Below are 20587 nucleotides of genomic sequence, written 5' to 3'. Positions count from 1 at the left end.
TTAGGTATCACCATCCGGGGTTCTGTTGAAGATTATCCAAAGCCGCCACTTCATCCATCGGCAACGGATACCAATAATTACGCTTGTTAAACGTCCGCACGGCTGTCTTTACCGGAACATACTCATAGGTGAAGTCGGTCAACTTATAAGTGCAGGCTTTTTCCACTTTCAACTGGTCGGCGGTATAAGAATGGTTGATCGGGGTAGCTTTAACGCCCATAATCGGATATTCACCCTTAAACAAGTCTTCAGCAATCATCCAACGGCGGATATCGTACCAGCGGTGTCCTTCGAACATCAATTCCACACCGCGCTCCCGACGATAAGCTTCTCTAAAGTCCACTCCATCCGGCAGTTCACCGATTCCGGCTCTTACACGGATTTTATTCAATGCCTGACGGGCCGACATCGTACAACCTGTCACTATTGCATCCGGATCACCTGTTGCTTCGTATGAAGCCTCTGCCATATCGAGGTAAACCTGTGAAACACGAATGTATACAGCCACCAGACGATATAATTGGAAACCTGCTTCGCCAAACAAAGGCACACTTGCTTCCGGCCAGATAAACTTCTTACACATATATCCGGTCTGCTGGGAACCTCTCGTAAACTGGTTGGTAGAAATGAAGTTCTCGGAATAACCGCCCGAATAAGTGGTTACATAATAAGGAACACCCTGCAAGTTCTTTCCCCACTGTTCACCGGGGACAAGGATATTGTTAGTGAAACGAGGATCTCTATCCGAGTATGGATCGGTAGTCTTCACCGCATCATAACCGGAACGCGGATCAGTGATCGGATAGTACTTACCATCAGTTCCCATGCGTTCGTACATATCTACCGCATTTTGTGTCGGAGCATTATAAGGAGTACCTTCGGCACCGGTCTTGTTATCATAAGGTTGTGTCAACCACTGCGCTCTGACAAAAGCCGACCAGTTACCGTGATGCCAGCGCAGAAACCATAAGTATTCCGGTTGTGCGAATTGGTTGGAATTAGGCATTAACTGAATACTGCGGTATTCGTCATGATTCATCAGGCGATAATATTCGTGGCTTTCGATAGCGTTGATAGCCTTCTGCGCACTGCGGGCAGCCTCGGCAGCCATTTCTTTTCCATATCCTTTGTTTTCAATGGTATTCAGGTCATTCTGCATCAAAGGACTGGCCGCATAAAGCTGCGTCATTGCTTTTAATGCCATAGCACCTACTCTGTCAGGCCGACCGTGCTCTACATCCGACCAACTTAATGGCAAATATTCAATGGCTTTATCCAGATCAGTCTGCATCCATGCATTGGATTCCTGATAAGTTTTACGGGGAAGATCGAAGTTGTCTGATGCTCCCCAAAGCTGGTCAAAGATAGGCATTCCGCCATATCGTTTGATGATTTCAAAATAGAAGTAAGCACGCAGGAAGTGAGCCTGTCCCAGCAATTTTCTTTTCTGGTCTTCGGTAATCGATTTCACCTGGTCGACTCCGTTAATCACACGGTTCACGATACGAAGTCCGGTATAGGCACGCGAAATAGCACTTTTGAAATTCGCTCCATCACTTTTACTTCCTATTTCGAAACGTGTACTCGCATTCTCCAGCCAGTTGCCTGCATTGACAAACTTCGACGGGTCATCATCACGGACAGATGCATATTCATCGGACAAATTACCTACCGTTACATACGTATTTGAATAGGAGTTGATGCCATGTGTGAAGATCAATATATCACCATTCAGAAAAATGCGGTCCATGAACCCTAACAAGCTGTTATAGTCTTTATAAACATCATCTTCGGAAAGTCCGTCATCAGGGGAACGGTCCAGGTAGTCCTCACAACTTCCGAAAAACAACCCCAGCATAATGATCCATATCCAATTCAACTTATGTCTTCTCATATCAGTAAATTTAAAGTGTCTCATAATCCTAATCTAAAACCAATATTATAACGTCTCACCATCGGATACACATTCTGTCCCGAATGCTCCGGGTCACGACGTGAATCGCCTTTCGAGAATGTCAGCAGATTGGTACCGTTGATATATATCTGCAGCTTTGTCAGATGCACAGGTTGTAACCAGCGTTTCGGAATCTCATAATTCACTTCCAGATTCTTCAGACGAAGATAAGCATGGTTGGTATACGTATAAGTACTGCCCACCGAGTTGTAATTTCTCTGTACATGAATACTAGGGCGGACGGCTCCGCTCTGAATCGGGGCATCGGCTGTCCATGTGTTCAATGTATTGGGTTGAGCTTTGATGTTACCTGCAGGGAAATCCCACAAGTAAGACGGTATCGCTTCCTTATAAACATCCATGGCACTGTACCACAACATATTGAATCCAAATCCTTTGTAAGAACCTCCCAGCGTAAATCCGAGGGTAGTTACCGGATAGTTCAGGTCTTTCATCGGAACCATATCTTTAGCATCGATCATACCGTCTCCGTTGTAATCAATGTAATACAAGTCACCGGGAATCAGTGTGTTGTGTGCACCGTTGGCAATGGTAGACTGCGCCGAGTTATAAATGTCATCCAACGACTGGAAGTTACCTGTTGCCAGGTACTTGTTGACGTATCCGATTGATTTCCCGGCTTTCTTCAGATATTCACTCTGATTCTTCGGGTCGTCAATAAAGACGACACGGTTCTCGCTAGTTGCAAAATTAAACTTTGCATAATAATTAAACTTTCCGATACGATCGTTCCAAGTAACATCCAGTTCGAAACCATGATTTTTAGTTTTACCCAGATTCACCTGCGGGAAAGCAATACCACTGTCCGCCCAAGACGGAATTGTATTACGAGTCATCAGAATATTATTTCGCTTTTCATCGAACAAGTCCAACGTAAAGTTCAATTTGCCCCACAAACCTATCTCAATACCGATATTCTGTTTAACGGATTCTTCCCAGGTGGCATCCGGATCGGCCAGTTTGCCTTCTTTATATAAAGGTCCCCAATTACTGGTCTGGTATTTACCGAACTGTGCGTTATCGGAGAGTTGCTCGAATTTCTGAATATAGTTGAAACGGGTAGCCCCTTTATCATTACCCACCACACCATACGAATAACGCACTTTCAGGTTGGTCAGTATTCCTTTGGTCCATTTCTTCACCCAAGGCTCTTCACTGATACGCCAACCGATAGAAGCGGACGGGAAGAAACCGAAGCGATGTCCCGGAGCAAATTTTTCCGAGCCGGTATAAGCACCGTTAAACTCGGCCAGGTAACGTTCTTTGAAGTTGTAAGTCACACGACCCACCCAATCTTCTTCGTAAGCCGGGAAGTTCATGACGGCCACATTATCACTAGTCGACTCGTTCATCTTACGGTTGAACACAAACAAGGCACTTACATCATGGTCGCCAAACTGACGGTTGTAATTCAATGCCACTTCATAATACAACTTACGTCCGTAAGCCTTGAATCCGTCATAAGCACCGCCGACAGGTAAATCTCCAGGGGCGTTTTCATCCGGATAGCGTTTCTCCGTATAATTATAAGTAATGGTTCCATCGGGATTGTAAATAGGATTGGCATAATCATACACACGATTGATACGAATATGCGTACGTTGAGCAACCAAATCATCTTTACCCAGAATCTTACCCGGCATAATCTGGGTACTCCATGATGAAGAAGTGGTATAAGACAAGGATGCTTTCAATGATAATCCTTTAGTGACAAAGTCCAGTTTCTGATTCAGGATCACATCATAGAAACCTTGATGTTGCTTAATGTTACGACTCCCCCCTTCTGTCATCAGACAGACAATGTTCTGATCGGAACTTAACCCGTCTCCCCATATTCCATTGCTGTATTTAATCGGAAACTCATTACTCGGAGCCGTGAAGAACGTTCCGAAAAAGCGTTCATCCGGAGAATCGACATTCTCATAATAAGAAGGTTGATTCTGATACCCCATCTTACCGGCTACATTAAATGACAGTTTGGTAGTATTCGTTATATTGAAGTCGAAATTACTACGCCAGTTATAGCGGCGATAGGAGAAGGAAGGATCAAATTCCTCCTGTTTGGTCGTATTAAAGATATCACCGTCATGCAAATAACCCAAAGAAACGAAATAACTCATTTTCTTTGTACCACCTCGTACATTCAGGTTGTAGTTCTGCTCGTAACCTACATTCTTTACCATTTCTTTCCACCAGTCCACTTGCGGGAAAGCATCATTGTAAGGACCATAATTTCCGGTAGCATACGCATTTTCCCATGCAGCAATGGTAGATTCGGGAACCAGTGCCCCCCAGTTGGCATCATTCGCCTGGGCTCTGTTATACTGTTTCATGGAAGTCACATAATCCGCCCATTCGGGAGCGGCAGACGGTTGTTTGAAGCCAAAGTTGGCAGTGAACGAAATCTCCGGTTTCTGTTCCAGTCCCCGCTTGGTGGTAAGCAGGATAACGCCGTTTGCACCTTTCACACCGTAAACCGCAGTGGCCGAAGCATCTTTCAATACAGAGATGGATTCTATTTCATTCACATCGACATCATTGAAATCACGCTCGATGCCGTCCACCAGTACAAGCGGCGCAGCTTCTCCCCAAGTGGACTTACCGCGAATCAACAAAGAGGCCTGATCGGCTCCCGGCTTCGAAGTGGAGTTGATGGCAACCACACCGGGCATCTGACCTTGCAAGGCTTCGGACACAGAGTTCACACTACCTACCTTTAACAAGTCGTCTCCCTTTGCCGTAGCAATGGAACCAACGCTAGATACCTTTTTCTGAACACCATATCCTACCACTACCACTTCCTCCAACGTTTCCGCATCTTCTCCCAAAGAAATGACTCCCAGCGTCGTCTTATTCTTTAAATCCAGTTCCAGAGTTTTATAGCCCACATAAGAAATGACAAGTATGTCTCCTTTCGATGCTTTCACGGAAAAATTACCGTCAAAATCAGTAATCGTACCGCTGCCTGTACCTTTCACGCGAACGCTGACACCTATCATCGGCTCACCGGATACTGCATCCTTCACTTGTCCCTTCCAATAGATTTGTTGTGCATGTACGCTCAATGTACAAAGCAAAAAGCAACAAAGACAGAAGAAAGAAAAATAAAGTCTGTTCCTTTTCATAAACATTATTTTTAACTGTTAACAAATTCTTTATCTCATAGCACAAATTAAGCGGGAAAATCTTCAAATGAAAGGGAAGAATCTCCTTAAAACCCGTACAAATGTGCAAAATAGATTTCTCTACTACATTTCTGAACAAATCATTTCCACATTGGCTTTATGACGTGATCTTTGTCTACGGTGATGCTATATACGCCGTCATTTCCTTTCTCCAGCATAAGCGGAACAATACGCGTTTTACGAGGTTGCACCGTGGAGTCCGAACGATGGACATGATAGACATAATAGTATTTTCCATCCAACCCCTTAAACACATCTCCATGTCCCGATCCGTTTTCTCCTACGAGACTACGATGTATGATCGGACTGTTCGGATGTTTCTTCCACGGACCAAAAGGGGAAGAAGCAGTAGCATAGCCCACCGAGTAGTCAATATTCATAAAATGATTAGCAGAATAGAACAGGTAATACACTCCGTCCCATTTCATAACCGTCGGTCCTTCCATTACTGGTGCGGACTTGTAATTCGGAGTCTTTTCCCAAGGCTCCGTGCAGTCCATACATTGTTTCAACGTTTCCGGTTTGATGCCTCCCTTCTTCATGTCAAACTCGGCTACCCAAAGGTAATTTCCTTTATTAAAACGAACATGATACAGGTAGTATTTCCCATCATCATCCTTAAACAGGAATGAGTCGATATTTTTGGCGGAAGCGTCTATCGGTCTGACTTCTTTCTGACGGAAAGGACCGAATACCGATTTTGAAGAAGCAATCACCGTTTGCTCATTGGCGGTATAAGTGAAATAATAGGTTCCTTTCTCCTTAAAATATTGAGGTGCCCAGAAGCCTTTTTCACCGTACGTACGGTCACCTTTCCGAAGAATCAGTTGCTGGGAACTGCCGTCGGGAACCGTCCAATGCTCCAAATCGGTCGATTCGAGGATGGAAAAGCCCAACGGTTCCTGGTTGCGCGTACCGGTGAGGTAGTACTTTCCATTTTCCACAAAGATAGTGGGGTCGGCAAAAGATATTTCTTTCCAATCATCAGCCTGCAGTTGGGAGACAGATATGAATGTCGCTCCCAAAGCAAGTGTCATTCGTAAGAGGATTTTATTGAATGTATTCATCAGTTTATATCTTAATTATTATATCACTTCTTATTAATCCAGTTCCCATGCCAAACGGGGTTGTTCACCGTCAAGGTTCCATATAGAGTTATCCCAGTCAAGAGTACGGACAGCTTCCATCAAGTTATTGATGGTAGTCAGGCCATTGTAACGGTCTACCGTAATGACAGCGTCCACGTTTACGCTGGCTTGGTCAGGCAACATGGGATTATTGGGGAACACACATTCCATAGCAGGATTAGCGTAACAGGAATAAGCGACGTTCTCGCTGTACCGTCCGCATACCTTACCCGATTTGGGCGCAGCTTGAGAGAATAAATACGTATTCCATGCCACGCAGTGATGAACAGTAATACCGCTCCCGGTAGTATTGTTGGCATTACCCATAATACCTCCCACCTGGTTTTGTGCAGATACATCGCAGTCGCTCCAGCAGTAGGATATGGTAGAGGTTGTAGAAGCACCGGACATAGGTTGCACCCATCCTGCTATACCACCACCCGGATTAGCCACCACCATGGGAACCGCTTTCATCACTCCGTGTGAATAGCAGTGGGAAATTTTGCTTCCAAGCAACCGGCTGGCAATACCACCGACGCATGACTGGGTAGTGATATCACCTATATGATAGCACTGTTCTATAGCAGCTCCCTCACGCACTTCACCGCAGATACCACCTGCCGACCACAAAGCAGTAATCTTCGTTTCCGAACCACATTGATAAATCTTACTGTCTGCTCCATGAAGTCGTCCGCAAATACCACCCGCCTGACCGTCGTCCCATGCGGCATTACCCGAAGTCAGACTGATAGTACCTGACACCCGAACATTCTCTACTATACCCGCACCGGAAACATTACCCGCCTGACCAGCAACAATACCCGCAAGTTTCTTATCAGCGGTAACTTGCGCGTTCGTAAAGGTCACATTGGCACACCGTCCTGTCAACATACCGAAGAAGCCTTGATAACCGGATGAAGAAGATGTAATTTTCAGATTATTGATAACGTGTCCGCAGCCGTCGAAATCCACAGGTCTGACAGCAGTGGCTTCCACCGGAGTCCAGTCCGTTCCTTGCAGGTCGATGTCCGCACCCAGACGTACGTAAGTAGTCTGTCCGTTTTTGAGATATTCACCAAGCTTGGCCAAGTCTTTGGCCGCAGTGATGATGTACGGATTACCGATACCACCTTGTTTTTGTTGCAGATAGAAAGTCATGGTACTCTTTTCTTCATTGACGGCAAGATCGTCAGACTTCAGTTTCAGACCAAGCACGTATTTTTTGGTGTTGTCCAGTGTAGTAAGATCGTGGAAACGCAGACCCACAGCATGCAACACATCGTCACCTTTAAAGTCGAGACTGTTGGCATCCAGGTCATAGTTAGCCGCAGGCAATAGCGTGTATTCCTCGCCAAACGAATGAGCATCGACTACTGCAAATTCCGCTTTCGCTTCCTTTTCGCAATGGCTCTTCTCTACCATAATGGTATATTCATATTCAGGCTCATCCAGATATAGGTCATACTTGCCAGTCTGATTAAGTGACAAAGTGATACCGGAATAAGTAACTTCCGCCTTTTCCGGCTGCGTCAAATCCATGACTTCACCACAGGAAACCAATGAAAACGCCATCAGCGACGCTACAATAGGAATATATCTTTTCATAATTCAATTCTTTTTTAATGATTAAAAAACAGGGATTACCATACCAACATTGTCACCTGACAACCACACTTTTCCACCATCTATCCGAACGACCTCCATTTCCATCTCTTCTTTGAGGAAAGAAACTCCCCGGAATGAGAACGCTGCCTTTATTTTCTGACCGATAGTTGCAGGTTTCCCGGTAAACTTCACATGAATGTATTGGCTTTGATCCGAATTCTGTAAACGATAGGTCAGGCGCTTGGAATTGATTGCAGTCTGAACTTGTTCCTGCTCTGCAAAAATACAAACTCCATCCAAACTATAAAATCCTATTTCGGTATATCCCGTTATATCCTTTCTATCAACGCCGTTTTCAGCATAATCCGTTTTTGCGCAAGAGGCGAAAACCAACAGGTATGCCAATAATACATATATTACTTTCATAAGCGAATAAATTTAAGATCATTACTTTCTAATAGTTGCCGACAATGTTTCTACCGATCCATCCTTATAAGTCACTTCGGCCGTAAGCACTTGCCCGTTCAGGTTCTTATTCACTATATCGATTTCCTGTCCATCCACCTTTAGCTTGTAAGAAGCGACATCAGCCGGCAAATTCAACAGTTGCACCAACGCATATCCATCCACTTGCTGATATTTCAACAGAGGGAACTCTCCCGTCACAAGCTTAGTTTTGACATCATCTTCCCACAACACACTGTCATCCGACTTCAGCAACGCTACATGGTATGTTGTGCCGGGAACAAGATTTTTAACCAGCGTATAATCGCTTTCCGAATCAAGCGGCTGACGCACTACCTCGGTCCCGTCCTTGTCTGTCACCGACAACACTCCCGTCTTATCAGCTCCGTTACCCCAACTAATAAATAACTCCTGTTGTCCTTCGACAAGACTGGAAATTGCCAGCCCATTTTGAGCAGCGATGAAATCAGGATATAATAATGGATTGGGATTGTAGAACCCGTTTGCATCCAGTCCTAAATAACGGGAAAAATAAATTCCTCCAAGCTCCCACATTTCAGTATTCGCATCGTAAACAGCTCTCGCCCCACCGGGAACAACGCTAAAACGCCCGGTAATGGCATACGTATCATATTTCTTGAATACCTCATAAAAAGTCTTATACCAATTCTTCGGATACCAGGAGTAACTCTCAAAAAGACTCTTGAACTCGGCAGCACTAACCGGTGTACCGGCATTCGCCTTTTCAGCTATCAGATTAAGATATTCGTAGATTTTCATTCCGGCTGTATAACCATTCTTGGTTCCCCATTCTCCCAACGCATCGGCCACATGAGGATTCAAAGCACGCACCATAGAGAATTCCGTGCAAATCAGTTTTTTGGTTACACCGTACTTATTGCGGATGATCCGGAAATCATCTTCCGCCTGATTGATATTCAATGCGTGAACATGCAGGTCGAGTCCCACCACATTAGGATTATTATTAACCACAGAGACTACCGCAGGAACCGTTTCGCTCTTCGGCAACTCGGAAACACGGTTCAATGCCCCTGCATAAATGTCAAATGTCCAGCCATTCGCCTGCTTCCAAGTAGTCAGCCGATTGGCAAACTCATTCAGGAATGCCCGGTAATCATCACCGTCGGCATGACAAAGATCGGTATCCAATGCATTTTCCCACTCCGGTTCGTTACCCATAACCAAAATGTCAATGTTCTGCGCCATCTGATAAGTTTGCAATAACACTTCCGTTGCCCGGAATATGTACTCCATCTCCTTCGTCCCTACTTTGGGAACCGTATCGGTATATAATTCAAAAGGTATTTTCAGGCTTAATATGAACTTCACGCGGTCGCCCAACGCTTTCTTGGCCTGGATAAATTTCAGTGTGGGAATATGTGTCTTAATGGCTTCTTCTTTCACGCCTACAATTTTCCCGTTTTCATTTTGAAGAAACAGAGCGGGGACATTGACAAACCCTCTCACCCAATTCACTTTCGACTGCTTCAGCATCTCTATTTCCGTAATCGGGTAGTCTATATTTTCATTATAGTTCGCCCCCAAATCCTGCGCCTTTGTTCCCATTGAACATAAGAACAGCAATACAAACATTAAAAAAGCTTTCATTTTCATATACATACTTCAAGGTTAATTGTCCGACATCGAACAGAACAAAGGTAGAGAAATAAATCCCGGTAGAATAGAACGATTGTTTTATCAACGGGATTTATGTTCAGAATAAACATTTGACCTTATTTTAATGGTTCTTCTTCTACTTCACTGCGATAATAACCATCCACTTCGGCAAAGAAATTTTGTTTCAGAGAATCCAGAAGTTCGGGGTGTTGGGCCGCCTCGTTCTGATGTTGAGTCCGGTCGGCTTTTACATTGAACAATCCGTATTCGCCCAGGTTGCCTAATTCATTTCCGGTCAGGTTGCGTTCGGAACCTTTATAAGGAGGCATCATGATCCAGTCGCCCGAACGGTAAGCCATACGTCCCTGCGCTTCCAATACTACATCTTTGCGGGCAGTTGAAGCTTTTCCGAAGAAAGCATCGAGGTAATTCCGGCTATCCAGCCCTTCCGGCAAATCGGCATGTACCATTGAACCCAAAGAAGCAAGGATATCCACCTGGCAAACCAGCGCATCGGATACAACCGGCTGAATCTTTCCTTTCCAATAAACAAACAAAGGGATATGCGTACCGCCATCAAACAGACTGTACTTGCCTCCGCGAAGTCCTCCTGCAGGAAGATGATTGCCTGCCAACTCCGGAGCACCGTCTTTGTAGCCGTCATTCAATACAGGACCGTTATCGCTGGAGAAGATAATCAGTGTGTTTTCCAACAATCCTTCTTTCTCCAGGTGAGCAAGCAATTCACCGACACACCAGTCCGCCTCAACGATAGCGTCACCACGAGGCCCCATGGTTGTTTTGCCCACAAAACGCTGGTGGGGAGCGCGGGGTACATGAGGTTCGTGCAGGCCGTAGTACAAGAAGAAGGGAGCATCCTTGTGTTCGGTTACAAAATTCTTCACCTTATCTACAAAATAGTCGGCCATGTCCTCGTCTTTCCAACGGGCTTTCTGGCCGCCTTTCATATAACCGATACGGGGTATTCCGTTTACTATGGAGTTATTGTGTCCGTGTGCCCACTGCATCTTCAACATCTCCGGGTGAGAGATGGCAGTCGGTTCTCCTTCAAAATTCTTCTCATAACTTACTTCGATGGGATCAGCCGGATCGAGTCCCACGACATCGCCGTTTTCCACGTAAACGGTCGGCACACGGTCATTGGTTGCCGCAATCAGGCAAGAGTAATCGAAACCGATTTCCCTGGCACCCGGTTTGACGGTTTCATTCCAGTTGACATTCCCGTCGCCCATACCCAAATGCCATTTTCCGATAGCTCCGGTCACATAACCACATTGCTGCATCATCTTCGGCAGAGTGAACTGATGCTCATTGATGATAAGAGGAGCATCGCCGGGCAGGATTTTTGCATCCTTATTTTTCCACGGATACATTCCGGTCATCAAGGCATAACGACTGGGAGTGGAGGTCGCCGAAGTGGCATATCCATTCGTGAAGCAGACTCCTCCATGAGCCAGACTGTCGATATTCGGGGTATGAATGGTAGTCGATCCATAAGCGCTGACATCGCCAAATCCCAGATCATCAGCAAGAATCACAATCACATTCGGTTTTTCTTCTACTTGCTGCGAGGTACAACCTACCAAAGACAATGTAGGAACAAGATAGATTAATTTTTTCATCATATTATGCAGTTAATAACGATGCAAATTTAGCCACCGCTTATCTATTTATATAGAACAAATGTTTAATAATGGGGAGTCATGTCCATCCTATACTTATTCCCCCGAAAAATACATCTTTTACCTCATGAAAATACCCAAAAGAGGGTGTCAGTTCTTCTTTGGGATATTATTGCAACTATTTGGTTCAATATCAAAAAACAGTCTCTATAAGATTATCTACCTTTGTTTCTATCAAAAACTCCTACGAATCACCGTCCGGAAAAGAAGAATTATCATCATACTATTTACTCAAAAAACACACTATCATGAAAAAACTCATTCATACTTTGGCACTACAAAGTATAAAAGTAAAACTCTTGGGGCTATTACTCTTTTTAGCGGGAAACTTACAGGCCTGTTCCGATGAAGGAACCGCATCCATTCAAGTCAATGCGGATGTGCTCTACTTTAACGGTACGGGAGAGACGCAGGAACTGCAGATAGAATCTTCAGGGGAATGGACCGTCACAGTGGCCAAAGGGGGAGAATGGTGTCATTACAAGATGAAAGAAAATGCACCCTCTGTCCTGTCCGTATCCACAGACGCCAATCAAACCGGGAAAGAACGCCTGACCCGGTTAATCATCTCTTCCGGCTCCACAGAAAAAAGAGTGGAAATCTATCAAAGGGCAGCCTCATCCTCCACCACCCCCACTTATCCGCAAGTGGATTCAGATCTGCCTCTTTCTTCATTAACCGATGAACAGGGGAATATTCTGCCTGATTTCAGTAATATCGGCTATATGGGTAGCGAGCAGGAGATTCCCGATGTAAAAGTGGTAGAAACCATCGAAGCGCCCGCAAACGGGGCAGATGCCACCCGGTTAATCCAGAATGCGATCGACAAGGTAGCTCAAATCACTTCCGCAACCAATGGTTTCAAAGGAGCCATCCTTCTGAAAAAAGGACGTTACAGCATTTCAGGAACGTTGAACATCCAATCATCAGGAATCGTACTTCGTGGTGAAGGAGAAGATTCTAAAACGGGAACCGTATTGATTGCCGCAGGAAAAGGACAAAGAACTCTCATTAAATTCGAGGGTACGGGTTCTTCTTCTCCCAGTAGTCCTTCTCTATTCAATATAAAGGATGATTACGTTCCGGTAGGACAGTTCTGGGTGAGGGTTTTAAATCCGTCCTCTTTTCAGGTAGGGGATGAAGTGACCATCTACCGTCCCGGAACCGCCCAGTGGATCAGTGATCTGAAAATGAACCAGATTCCGGAAAGAACCACCGGAGACCCTATTGTGCAATGGACTCCCGAAAGCTACAACCTAAGTTACGAACGCACCATCACTCATATTATAGACGATGCGCTGCACTTCGACAATCCCATCATGATGGCTATGGAAACCCCATATAATAAAGGTGCCGTATTCAAATCGAGCTTCAAAGGAAGAATCAACCGGTGCGGAGTTGAGAATATGCTGATAGAAAGCGAATATACGTCTGATACCGATGAAGACCACGGATGGGTTGCCATAGAATTCAATAAGATGGAGCAGAGCTGGGTGCGTAATATCACTTCCAGGTATTTCGGCAACGGACTGGTTAGTTTGAACTCCGGAACCCGGTATGTAACAGTGAAAGACTGCAAATGCCTGGATGCAAAATCCATCATTACCGGTGGAAGACGCTATTCTTACAATATGAATCAGGCACAGCAGTGCTTAGTGATAGACTGTGAAGCCACCGAGGGACGCCATGACTGTGTTACGGGCAGCAAGGGAGTCGGTCCAAACGCATTTGTCAGGGTCAATATACGGAATGCACATGGGGACACAGGCCCTCACCAGCGTTGGAATGTAGGCACGCTCTATGACAACATCAACAGCGACGGTCCGATCAATATACAGGATCGCAGTAACTGGGGAACAGGACACGGCTGGGCCGGAGCCAATCAGGTACTCTGGAACTGCACCGCCAAAGAAGTATGTGTTCAGAATCCCTGGGTATCGGCGAAGAATTATAGTATAGGAACTAAAGGAACCAAACATGCAGGAGACTTTAAGAATCCGGTTCGTCCGGACGGTATTTGGGTAAGGGCCAATGCCACCGTATCACCTGCCTCTCTTTTCGAAGCACAACTGGAATTACGTAAGCGGACGGGAAGACTTTATCATTAAAGAAGTTGCACAAAAGAAGTTGACGCATTATCTGTCAATTACATACAACAATCCCCTTATTTCAACCCTGTCTTATCAATTAAAAGGGAGAAATAAGGGGATTTTCTTTAGAGGAGTTTCAACCTGTGAGATGTCTATTTACCGATTACCGCATCCCAAGTCGTTGCAAAACGGAAGTTACCGATGTTTCCTTTATAGTTCTTGCGATACCTGTAATAGATTGACTTCAGCCCGTTTTTCAATTCATCTCCTTCGGCATTTGCAACCAGCCCATTTGCCGGTTCGCCCTGACTCAAATCCGGATTGACATACAAAACAGCCTGCTTCTTGTCATAATCCACTTTCAATACCAATAAATGCGTCTGATTATAATCGTAAGTTTCAGTACCCTCGGTACAATCCGTACGTACCGCCACACCGAATTTAATCTTGTCTTTCCCTTCACCGGCCACAAACACTTTGCCGCGCACGGCCCTGCTAAGCGGATTAATATCCAAGCCTGCAAAATCATAAAACTTAGTGGAACCCAGTTTCTCGAAATTGACCAGAAAAGCCAGATAATACGCACCACGGGCATACTCCTTATTGCTCTTCGTCAACGGATAAACACTCACCCGGTTCAACTGCCCTTCGCCCGCCAGATTAATCGACGGTCCGCCCTCATTGTAACCTTTATAAGAAAGCGGCTCACCGATAACAGGTCCCTCTTCCACTTCCACCGCTTTCGCATTGAACGCACCATACCAGGTATTGAAACGCGGTGTATTCTGATCGCTCGTATAAACTCCCTTTTCCAACTGATCCCCGGGTTTATACCCTTTCAACAAATTATTCCTCAAGGATTGTGCATGCCCCATCAGAGCAACAGCAACCATGATTACCAATAAACATACTTTCTTCATCATTCGATATTTTATTTAGTTTGGATAAAACACTTATTTCTGATAATAAAGGTCGAAAACGATGGTAGCGTCGGCAGCATCATTGGAGCCATCCAGTTCATTGATCTGACGAATCAGCATAATACCTATCTTACCGTTCTTCGAACTCTTGAAAACAACTACGCCATTCAGATCGAACCGGTCTCTTCCCACAGACTCACCAGGCTTGATGCTCTGCACAGTGATACGGTCTATCTTCGAAGTTCCATCGAACAAAGCCGGAGTCGCCGTTTCCGAAATTTCCGCCAACTGATCGTTTCTGACTAAATCTATAATGTTCTTCTCCTTTTCGATGCTTTCCTGAAGCACGAGAAATTTAGTCTGAATATCGGCATATCCCGGGAACATCGTGATAGCAGTCTCTTTATCCTTGGCATCATCTTTGGACGTTGTGAAAAGATTCGTCCCGTTACATCTGAAGTTCCTAAGATTATGAGCAATCTTATCGAAATTACCCAAAGCAAAAGCAGGACCGGAATAAGTGTTTGCAATCAAATCTATTTCCGAACGGCGTTTCTTGTTCTCGTCGGCATTTAATGTAGGATCGTCGTTCATGTAGCAGGCAGTCTGTATATCCAACTGGCCGGCATCGGTCACTGTCAACAGACAGCCGAAATCACGATTCTGCGCACTTCCCATCATTTGATTTTTGAACACCAGCACTTTGGCTCCGGGTTCGGGAGGCGTCACTTCTTCTTTCACCGTGCAAGTCACCGCATCAAACATCACCTCTTTCGCTTTGCCATTCATCGTGTAAGCCACTATCAAAGAATAAGAGCCTACCGGCATATTCTCCGGAACGGTGAAAGTCAGATTTCCACTTGCCAGACTACTGTTGGTCATCGGAGTATCTTCGATAGTAAGCTGCTTACGCAGGCTGACTTTCGTTACCACCACCTCTTCCCAGTTACTCATTCCCACCGTTACCGAAGCACCGGCTTTCAAACTACCCAGAGCGGCTTTTGCAGCATTCACGTCTGCAAGCTCAAGTTCCTTTTCTTCGGGTTCCGGCTCCGGTTCCTGCACTTCAACAAACCGCTGATAGGTATATGTTTTCTCCGTTTCCGGACTGCCCGTATCATATCCGTAAGTAATCTCTACCGTATTGCCGTCCTCACTTAGTTTGAACCGGTGCTTGTCTCCGCTCTGATAAATCAATACCGATTCATCCACCACACGATATTTGCCCTGCAAATCCACATGTTCGAGTGCCTCCGTCTCTATATTATAGGTACAGATGTACGAAGTGTGATCGGCATTGAAGGTCGCTACAAACTTCTGTGATGTGCTTTCGCGTGTCCAAATTCCCTCCAGCAGGTTATTTCCCAAGTTCTTGTCCCAGTCATCGTCCTTGTCGCAGGATACAAACAGGCAGGACGTAAGAGACAGTAATACATAAGACACCAGATGCAGTGTCCGATTAAAAAGAATGCTTTTTTTCATAATAATATGTTTTTCAATTCAACAAATTCTACGATGGTAAAAATAGACACTTCCTTTCCAATCTATTTTCTAATATGCACCAAAGAATTGCAGATTCCTTTTCGCACTTATAATTTTCCGTCGAAACCTTATAAGAATCGTTCAACTATCTATCTGATAGGGAAAAGGGTACAAAATAATGGGAATCTTTGGGAGGTATTTTACTGTTTTTTGCTATTTTTGTTGCAAGTAAAAACACTCTTTCCTTAAAATCATCCACTTATGAAAAGACTTTTTTGTACATTGCTGTTTGCTATTTCCGTACAGTTTCTTTTTGCCAATCAGCCTTATCATTTCTCTCATTTGTCTGTCAAAGATGGATTATCCCAACTGAACGTCACCTGTATCTATCAGGACAAATTAGGATATATATGGTTTGGTACACGCAACGGACTCAATAAATTCAACGGAAATTCCTTCGAGGTTTACTGGAACCATGCCGACGATCCGCACAGTATCAGTAGCAATATCATTAATTGCATAGCGGAAGATGCAGAAGGCAACCTGTGGATAGGCACAGAAAACGGCCTGAACAGGCTCGACAAGAACAAGAACGAGTTTAAGCGGTATTATATCAACCAGCAGGAAAACAAGGACAAGAACAAGATTACCTCACTTTGTCTTGACCAGCAGGGTACCTTATGGGTAGGAGCCGCCTCTGAAGGACTGTTTGCCTACACTCCCCAAGGAGATTCCCTGAAAAACATCTCCACCAAAGAGCTGAAAGGGAACTGGGTAAATGACATTATTGAAAGAGACCACAAACTCTACATCGCCTCCTACAACAGAGGACTGCTTATCTACGATTTACAGCAGCAGGCAGTAGTCCGTTCCTTTCAACAGAATTCCGAATCACTGCCTATCCCGTCAAACCGGATCAGAAAAGTGCACATCGACAGAAAAGGAAATATATGGCTGGGAAACGACACACACGGCGTCTATGTCATCAAACACGATCCGGCGGAAGTGGTATGTTACAATACCCGGAACGGACTATCCAACAATAACGTCCGTTGCATCAACGAGTCTCCCTCGGGTGAAATATGGATAGGCACTTTCGACGGTCTGAACATCCTCAATCCGGTGACCAACCGGATACAAACCTATCGCTACGGCACACAGGGCACATTGAGTCATCATTCCATCTACAGCATTCTGTTCGACCGGATGCAAACCATCTGGATCGGAACGTATGCAGGAGGTATCAGCTACTATAACCCTTACGGACATCTCTTCGACTTTTACAGTCCCAGCTCGTCCCTAAACAAAACTCTGGGTATCTTAGGTCCTGCCATCGAACACGAAGGGACTTTATACATCGGAGCCGAAGGAGGAGGATTGATTACTTTCGACCTCGAACAGCAGACTTTCCAGCAATACATACTCCCGCACAATCCCGGTGAGTCGATGCAAAGCGTCATTAAAACCGTCTATTACGACAAGAACCGGATTTTATGCGGAACGAGCATCGGGGAAATCTATGAATTCAACCTGCACAATCACCATTTCTCACTGATCTTTCAGAATAATGACCGGAATCCGATTTACCACATCAGTAAAAGCATTTCCGGAGAACTGGTTGTAGGTTCTACAAGTCCGAAAGAGGGACTGATGTTTATTTCAGATACCCCATCGCTCCATGTGCAGACCGAATTTGCCATAAAAGGCGAGGGCACTTTCCGTTTTGCCAGTGTCATCTGTGTATGCGAAATCAGTAACGATGTGTTTCTAATCGGCACTAAAGAGAAAGGCTTATTCTTTTATGACAAGATCAATCACTCCCTGCTTTCCTACAACCACACCAACGGACTAACCGCCAAACATATCAGCAGTATTCTAAAGGACCGTTCCGGCAGGATATGGATCAGCAGCATGGATGGCGGACTAAGTGAATTCAACATCACGACCGAGCAATTCACCACCTACAATGAGAAAAGCGGCTTGCAAAGCAATCAGGTTTGCAAAGTGGTGGAGGGAGCCGACAACAGTTTATGGATCAGCACGCTAAACGGCATTTCGAGATTGGACCTCCGTACCCGGAGCATCACCAATTACAACAAAGAAAGCGGAATACAGATACAGGAGTTTTCTCCCTGTGCAGGATTCCGCCTGTCCGACAACCGGATTTTCTTTGCCGGCAACAACGGTTTTACCCTGTTCAACCCCAATGATATTGTCACCAACCCCAACGTCCCTCCTATTATATTGGACAAACTATATATCAACAACAAACTGGTATGCCCCAATGACGAAGAGAATGTACTGCAGGAGAACATCTCCACCCAAAAGAAGATCGTACTCAATCATAATCAGACCAATATAACCATTGAATACTGTGCGCTGAACTATATCTTCAACAGCAAGAACGAATATTCCTACAAACTGGAGGGATTCGACTCTGACTGGAACAAGGTCGGCAACCGACGTACTGCCTACTACACCAATATTCCGGCCGGAACTTACCACTTCATCGTGAAAGGCTCCAACAACGACGGAATCTGGAATGAACAGGGAGCCACACTGGAAATCGTTGTCTTGCCTCCCCTGTGGAAGACCTGGTGGGCTTACTTGATATACAGTGTCGTCGCCATTGCCCTGATCGCTTTCATTATCCGCTATTTTACGGAGAAGAAACGCCTGCAAAACAACATCAGGCTCAAACAAATGGAAGCGGAAGTGCACGAAGAGTTTTATCAGGAACGAAACCGCCTCTTCACCAACTTCTCACACGAACTGCGTACGCCGTTGACCTTAATCATGGCTCCATTGGAGGAATTCGTAAAGCGAACGGATCTGGTGGATGATGTCCACTACAAATCCCAGCTAATGCTGCGCAACGCGCAGCGCCTGCTCCGTATCGTCAACAACCTGATGGATCTGCAAAAGAATGAAAGCGGAACCATGAAACTACAAGTTTCCGAGCATGACATCGTCAAGTTCACACACGAAGCGGTAAGCTCTTTTCAGGATCTGGCACTGTACCGGAACATCCATTTAAGGTTCAAACATGCCGTAGACGAGCAACCGGTGTGGTTCGACTGGAACCTGCTGGAAAAAGTTTATTTCAACTTTCTCTCCAATGCTTTCAAGAACGTACCGGACGGAGGTTCCATACGAGTGGAACTGAATGTGAAATCACTCTCCGAACTTGCTATCTTCGTGCCTGCCAGACTGAACAAGTATAAGGACCCGGAAATAAAATACCTCACCGTATCCATTCAGGACAACGGTGTCGGCATTGATCCCGACGAACTGGAGAAAATCTTCCGTCCTTTCTATCAGGTAGCACAAAACGAACATTCCAAATCGGGAACGGGCATCGGACTAAGCCTAAGCAAAGCCATTATAGAAATGCACCACGGAGTGATATGGGCAGACAACGCTCCCGACTCCGGCGCAGTCTTCCAATTTGTCCTGCCTATCGACAAAAACGGTTTCGACCCGGAAACGATGGTAGAATCATCCGCCAATGAAACCGTATTATTTAATGTGGAACTTCCGGACACTGCTTTCGAAGCCGAGCATTCGGGCAAGAAGCAGGCCACGATTCTGATAGTAGAAGACAATCGCGACCTGAACAACTATATCTGTTCCTGTCTAGCGGATAAATACAACGTAATAGGAGTGACCAATGGTGAAGAAGCGCTCGCCAAGGCCATCAACCTGTTGCCAAACCTGATTATCACCGACCTGATGATGCCGAAAATGAACGGTATCGAACTGATCCGGCAACTGAAGAAAGACATGAATACCAGCCATATCCCTATCATCATGGTCACTGCCAAGACGGGTACAAACGATATTAAGGAGGGATACGCCGCCGGAGCGGACGAGTACATCACCAAACCTTTCGACGCTTCGATATTGAAAGTCAGAGTGGACAACATCATCCAAAGCCGAGAAAGGCTGAAAGACCTGTACAGCAAAAACTTCTCGCTCGAATCCCTGGGAGTGGATATGACATCTGTGGACGAGAAATTTATGCAGAACTTGTATGCCACTTTGCAGCAGAACATTGCCAACTCCGACCTGAACCTGGATGCTTTCTGCAGAGAACTCGGTTTAAGTAAATCGAACCTCTACCGGAAAATAAAACAGATCACCGGATATTCGCCGAATGAATTTATCCGCAACTTCCGGTTGGAAACTGCTGCCAAGATGTTGAAAGAAACAGATATGACAATTACAGAAGTATATTGTGCGGTGGGTTATAACAGTCTGGCCTATTTCTCCAATTGCTTCAAGGCATTGTATGGCGTTTCACCAACCGAGTTCAAGAACAAAGCGGAGGGAAAATAACGCCTACTGTCATCCTTCAAAACGATTAAATGTTTGATTGTTGCACCGTAACAGATTAT

The 20587-nt window shown here is 45.2% G+C and carries 11 protein-coding genes; 2 read left to right on the top strand and 9 right to left on the bottom strand.

Annotation, left to right across the window (positions count from 1 at the left end):
- Positions 1 to 7: 7 nt before the first annotated feature.
- The 7 genes from I2I13_RS03010 to I2I13_RS02980 all read right to left on the bottom strand — a co-directional run bounded on the left by I2I13_RS03010 (position 8) and on the right by I2I13_RS02980 (position 11638).
- A complete protein-coding gene (locus I2I13_RS03010; protein ID WP_148367789.1) occupies positions 8 to 1894 on the bottom strand; it encodes a RagB/SusD family nutrient uptake outer membrane protein in 1887 nt (628 codons plus the stop codon).
- 20 nt (positions 1895 to 1914) lie between these two features.
- Positions 1915 to 5100: a TonB-dependent receptor gene (locus I2I13_RS03005; RefSeq protein WP_148367790.1), complete on the bottom strand. Its 3186-nt coding sequence runs from the start codon at positions 5098 to 5100 to the stop codon at positions 1915 to 1917.
- A 140-nt stretch (positions 5101 to 5240) separates the two neighbouring features.
- On the bottom strand, positions 5241 to 6227 hold the full coding sequence (locus I2I13_RS03000) for a glycoside hydrolase family 43 protein (protein WP_195648723.1): 987 nt from the start codon (positions 6225 to 6227) through the stop codon (positions 5241 to 5243).
- Between the two features lie 33 nt (positions 6228 to 6260).
- Positions 6261 to 7892, bottom strand: a complete 1632-nt coding sequence (locus I2I13_RS02995; RefSeq protein WP_195648722.1) for a DUF1735 domain-containing protein — start codon at positions 7890 to 7892, stop codon at positions 6261 to 6263.
- 21 nt (positions 7893 to 7913) lie between these two features.
- Positions 7914 to 8318, bottom strand: coding sequence for a hypothetical protein (locus I2I13_RS02990; RefSeq protein ID WP_148367793.1), 405 nt, complete (start codon positions 8316 to 8318; stop codon positions 7914 to 7916).
- A gap of 21 nt (positions 8319 to 8339) precedes the next feature.
- Positions 8340 to 9998 (bottom strand): hypothetical protein, encoded by a 1659-nt coding sequence (locus I2I13_RS02985; protein ID WP_148367794.1) that lies wholly within the window; start codon positions 9996 to 9998, stop codon positions 8340 to 8342.
- Positions 9999 to 10111: 113 nt separating this feature from the next.
- A complete protein-coding gene (locus tag I2I13_RS02980; protein ID WP_148367802.1) occupies positions 10112 to 11638 on the bottom strand; it encodes a sulfatase-like hydrolase/transferase in 1527 nt (508 codons plus the stop codon).
- Between the two features lie 308 nt (positions 11639 to 11946).
- Here I2I13_RS02980 and I2I13_RS02975 point away from each other — a divergent pair, with 308 nt between their 5' ends.
- Positions 11947 to 13806, top strand: coding sequence for a BACON domain-containing protein (locus I2I13_RS02975; RefSeq protein ID WP_195648721.1), 1860 nt, complete (start codon positions 11947 to 11949; stop codon positions 13804 to 13806).
- Between the two features lie 134 nt (positions 13807 to 13940).
- Here the strand turns inward: I2I13_RS02975 and I2I13_RS02970 are convergent, their stop codons facing one another.
- Together I2I13_RS02970 and I2I13_RS02965 are read right to left on the bottom strand one after the other, a co-directional pair.
- Positions 13941 to 14711 carry a hypothetical protein gene (locus I2I13_RS02970; protein WP_195648720.1) on the bottom strand — a complete coding sequence of 257 codons (771 nt, stop codon included), beginning with the start codon at positions 14709 to 14711 and terminating at the stop codon, positions 13941 to 13943.
- 30 nt (positions 14712 to 14741) lie between these two features.
- A complete protein-coding gene (locus I2I13_RS02965) occupies positions 14742 to 16190 on the bottom strand; it encodes a hypothetical protein (RefSeq protein WP_195648719.1) in 1449 nt (482 codons plus the stop codon).
- Between the two features lie 261 nt (positions 16191 to 16451).
- On the opposite strand from I2I13_RS02965, the gene I2I13_RS02960 reads away from it, so the two are divergent.
- Complete coding sequence (locus I2I13_RS02960; protein WP_195648718.1) at positions 16452 to 20528, top strand: hybrid sensor histidine kinase/response regulator transcription factor; 4077 nt, start codon at positions 16452 to 16454, stop codon at positions 20526 to 20528.
- The last annotated feature ends 59 nt before the right edge of the window (positions 20529 to 20587 follow it).

Origin of the sequence: Bacteroides sp. D55t1_190419_B8 (genome assembly GCF_015558905.1) — a bacterium.
Taxonomy (GTDB): Bacteria; Bacteroidota; Bacteroidia; order Bacteroidales; family Bacteroidaceae; genus Bacteroides; species Bacteroides vicugnae.
This window is presented reverse-complemented; position numbering and strand designations above follow the sequence as displayed.

Excerpts from the sequence above, each read along its gene's own strand:
- I2I13_RS02975 (WP_195648721.1), top strand. The coding sequence starts at position 11,947 with ATGAAAAAACTCATTCATACTTTGGCACTACAAAGTATAAAAGTAAAA.
- I2I13_RS02970 (WP_195648720.1), bottom strand. The coding sequence starts at position 14,711 with ATGATGAAGAAAGTATGTTTATTGGTAATCATGGTTGCTGTTGCTCTG.
- I2I13_RS03000 (WP_195648723.1), bottom strand. The coding sequence starts at position 6,227 with ATGAATACATTCAATAAAATCCTCTTACGAATGACACTTGCTTTGGGA.
- I2I13_RS02965 (WP_195648719.1), bottom strand. The coding sequence starts at position 16,190 with ATGAAAAAAAGCATTCTTTTTAATCGGACACTGCATCTGGTGTCTTAT.
- I2I13_RS03010 (WP_148367789.1), bottom strand. The coding sequence starts at position 1,894 with ATGAGAAGACATAAGTTGAATTGGATATGGATCATTATGCTGGGGTTG.
- I2I13_RS02960 (WP_195648718.1), top strand. The coding sequence starts at position 16,452 with ATGAAAAGACTTTTTTGTACATTGCTGTTTGCTATTTCCGTACAGTTT.
- I2I13_RS02995 (WP_195648722.1), bottom strand. The coding sequence starts at position 7,892 with ATGAAAAGATATATTCCTATTGTAGCGTCGCTGATGGCGTTTTCATTG.
- I2I13_RS02990 (WP_148367793.1), bottom strand. The coding sequence starts at position 8,318 with ATGAAAGTAATATATGTATTATTGGCATACCTGTTGGTTTTCGCCTCT.
- I2I13_RS03005 (WP_148367790.1), bottom strand. The coding sequence starts at position 5,100 with ATGAAAAGGAACAGACTTTATTTTTCTTTCTTCTGTCTTTGTTGCTTT.
- I2I13_RS02980 (WP_148367802.1), bottom strand. The coding sequence starts at position 11,638 with ATGAAAAAATTAATCTATCTTGTTCCTACATTGTCTTTGGTAGGTTGT.
- I2I13_RS02985 (WP_148367794.1), bottom strand. The coding sequence starts at position 9,998 with ATGTATATGAAAATGAAAGCTTTTTTAATGTTTGTATTGCTGTTCTTA.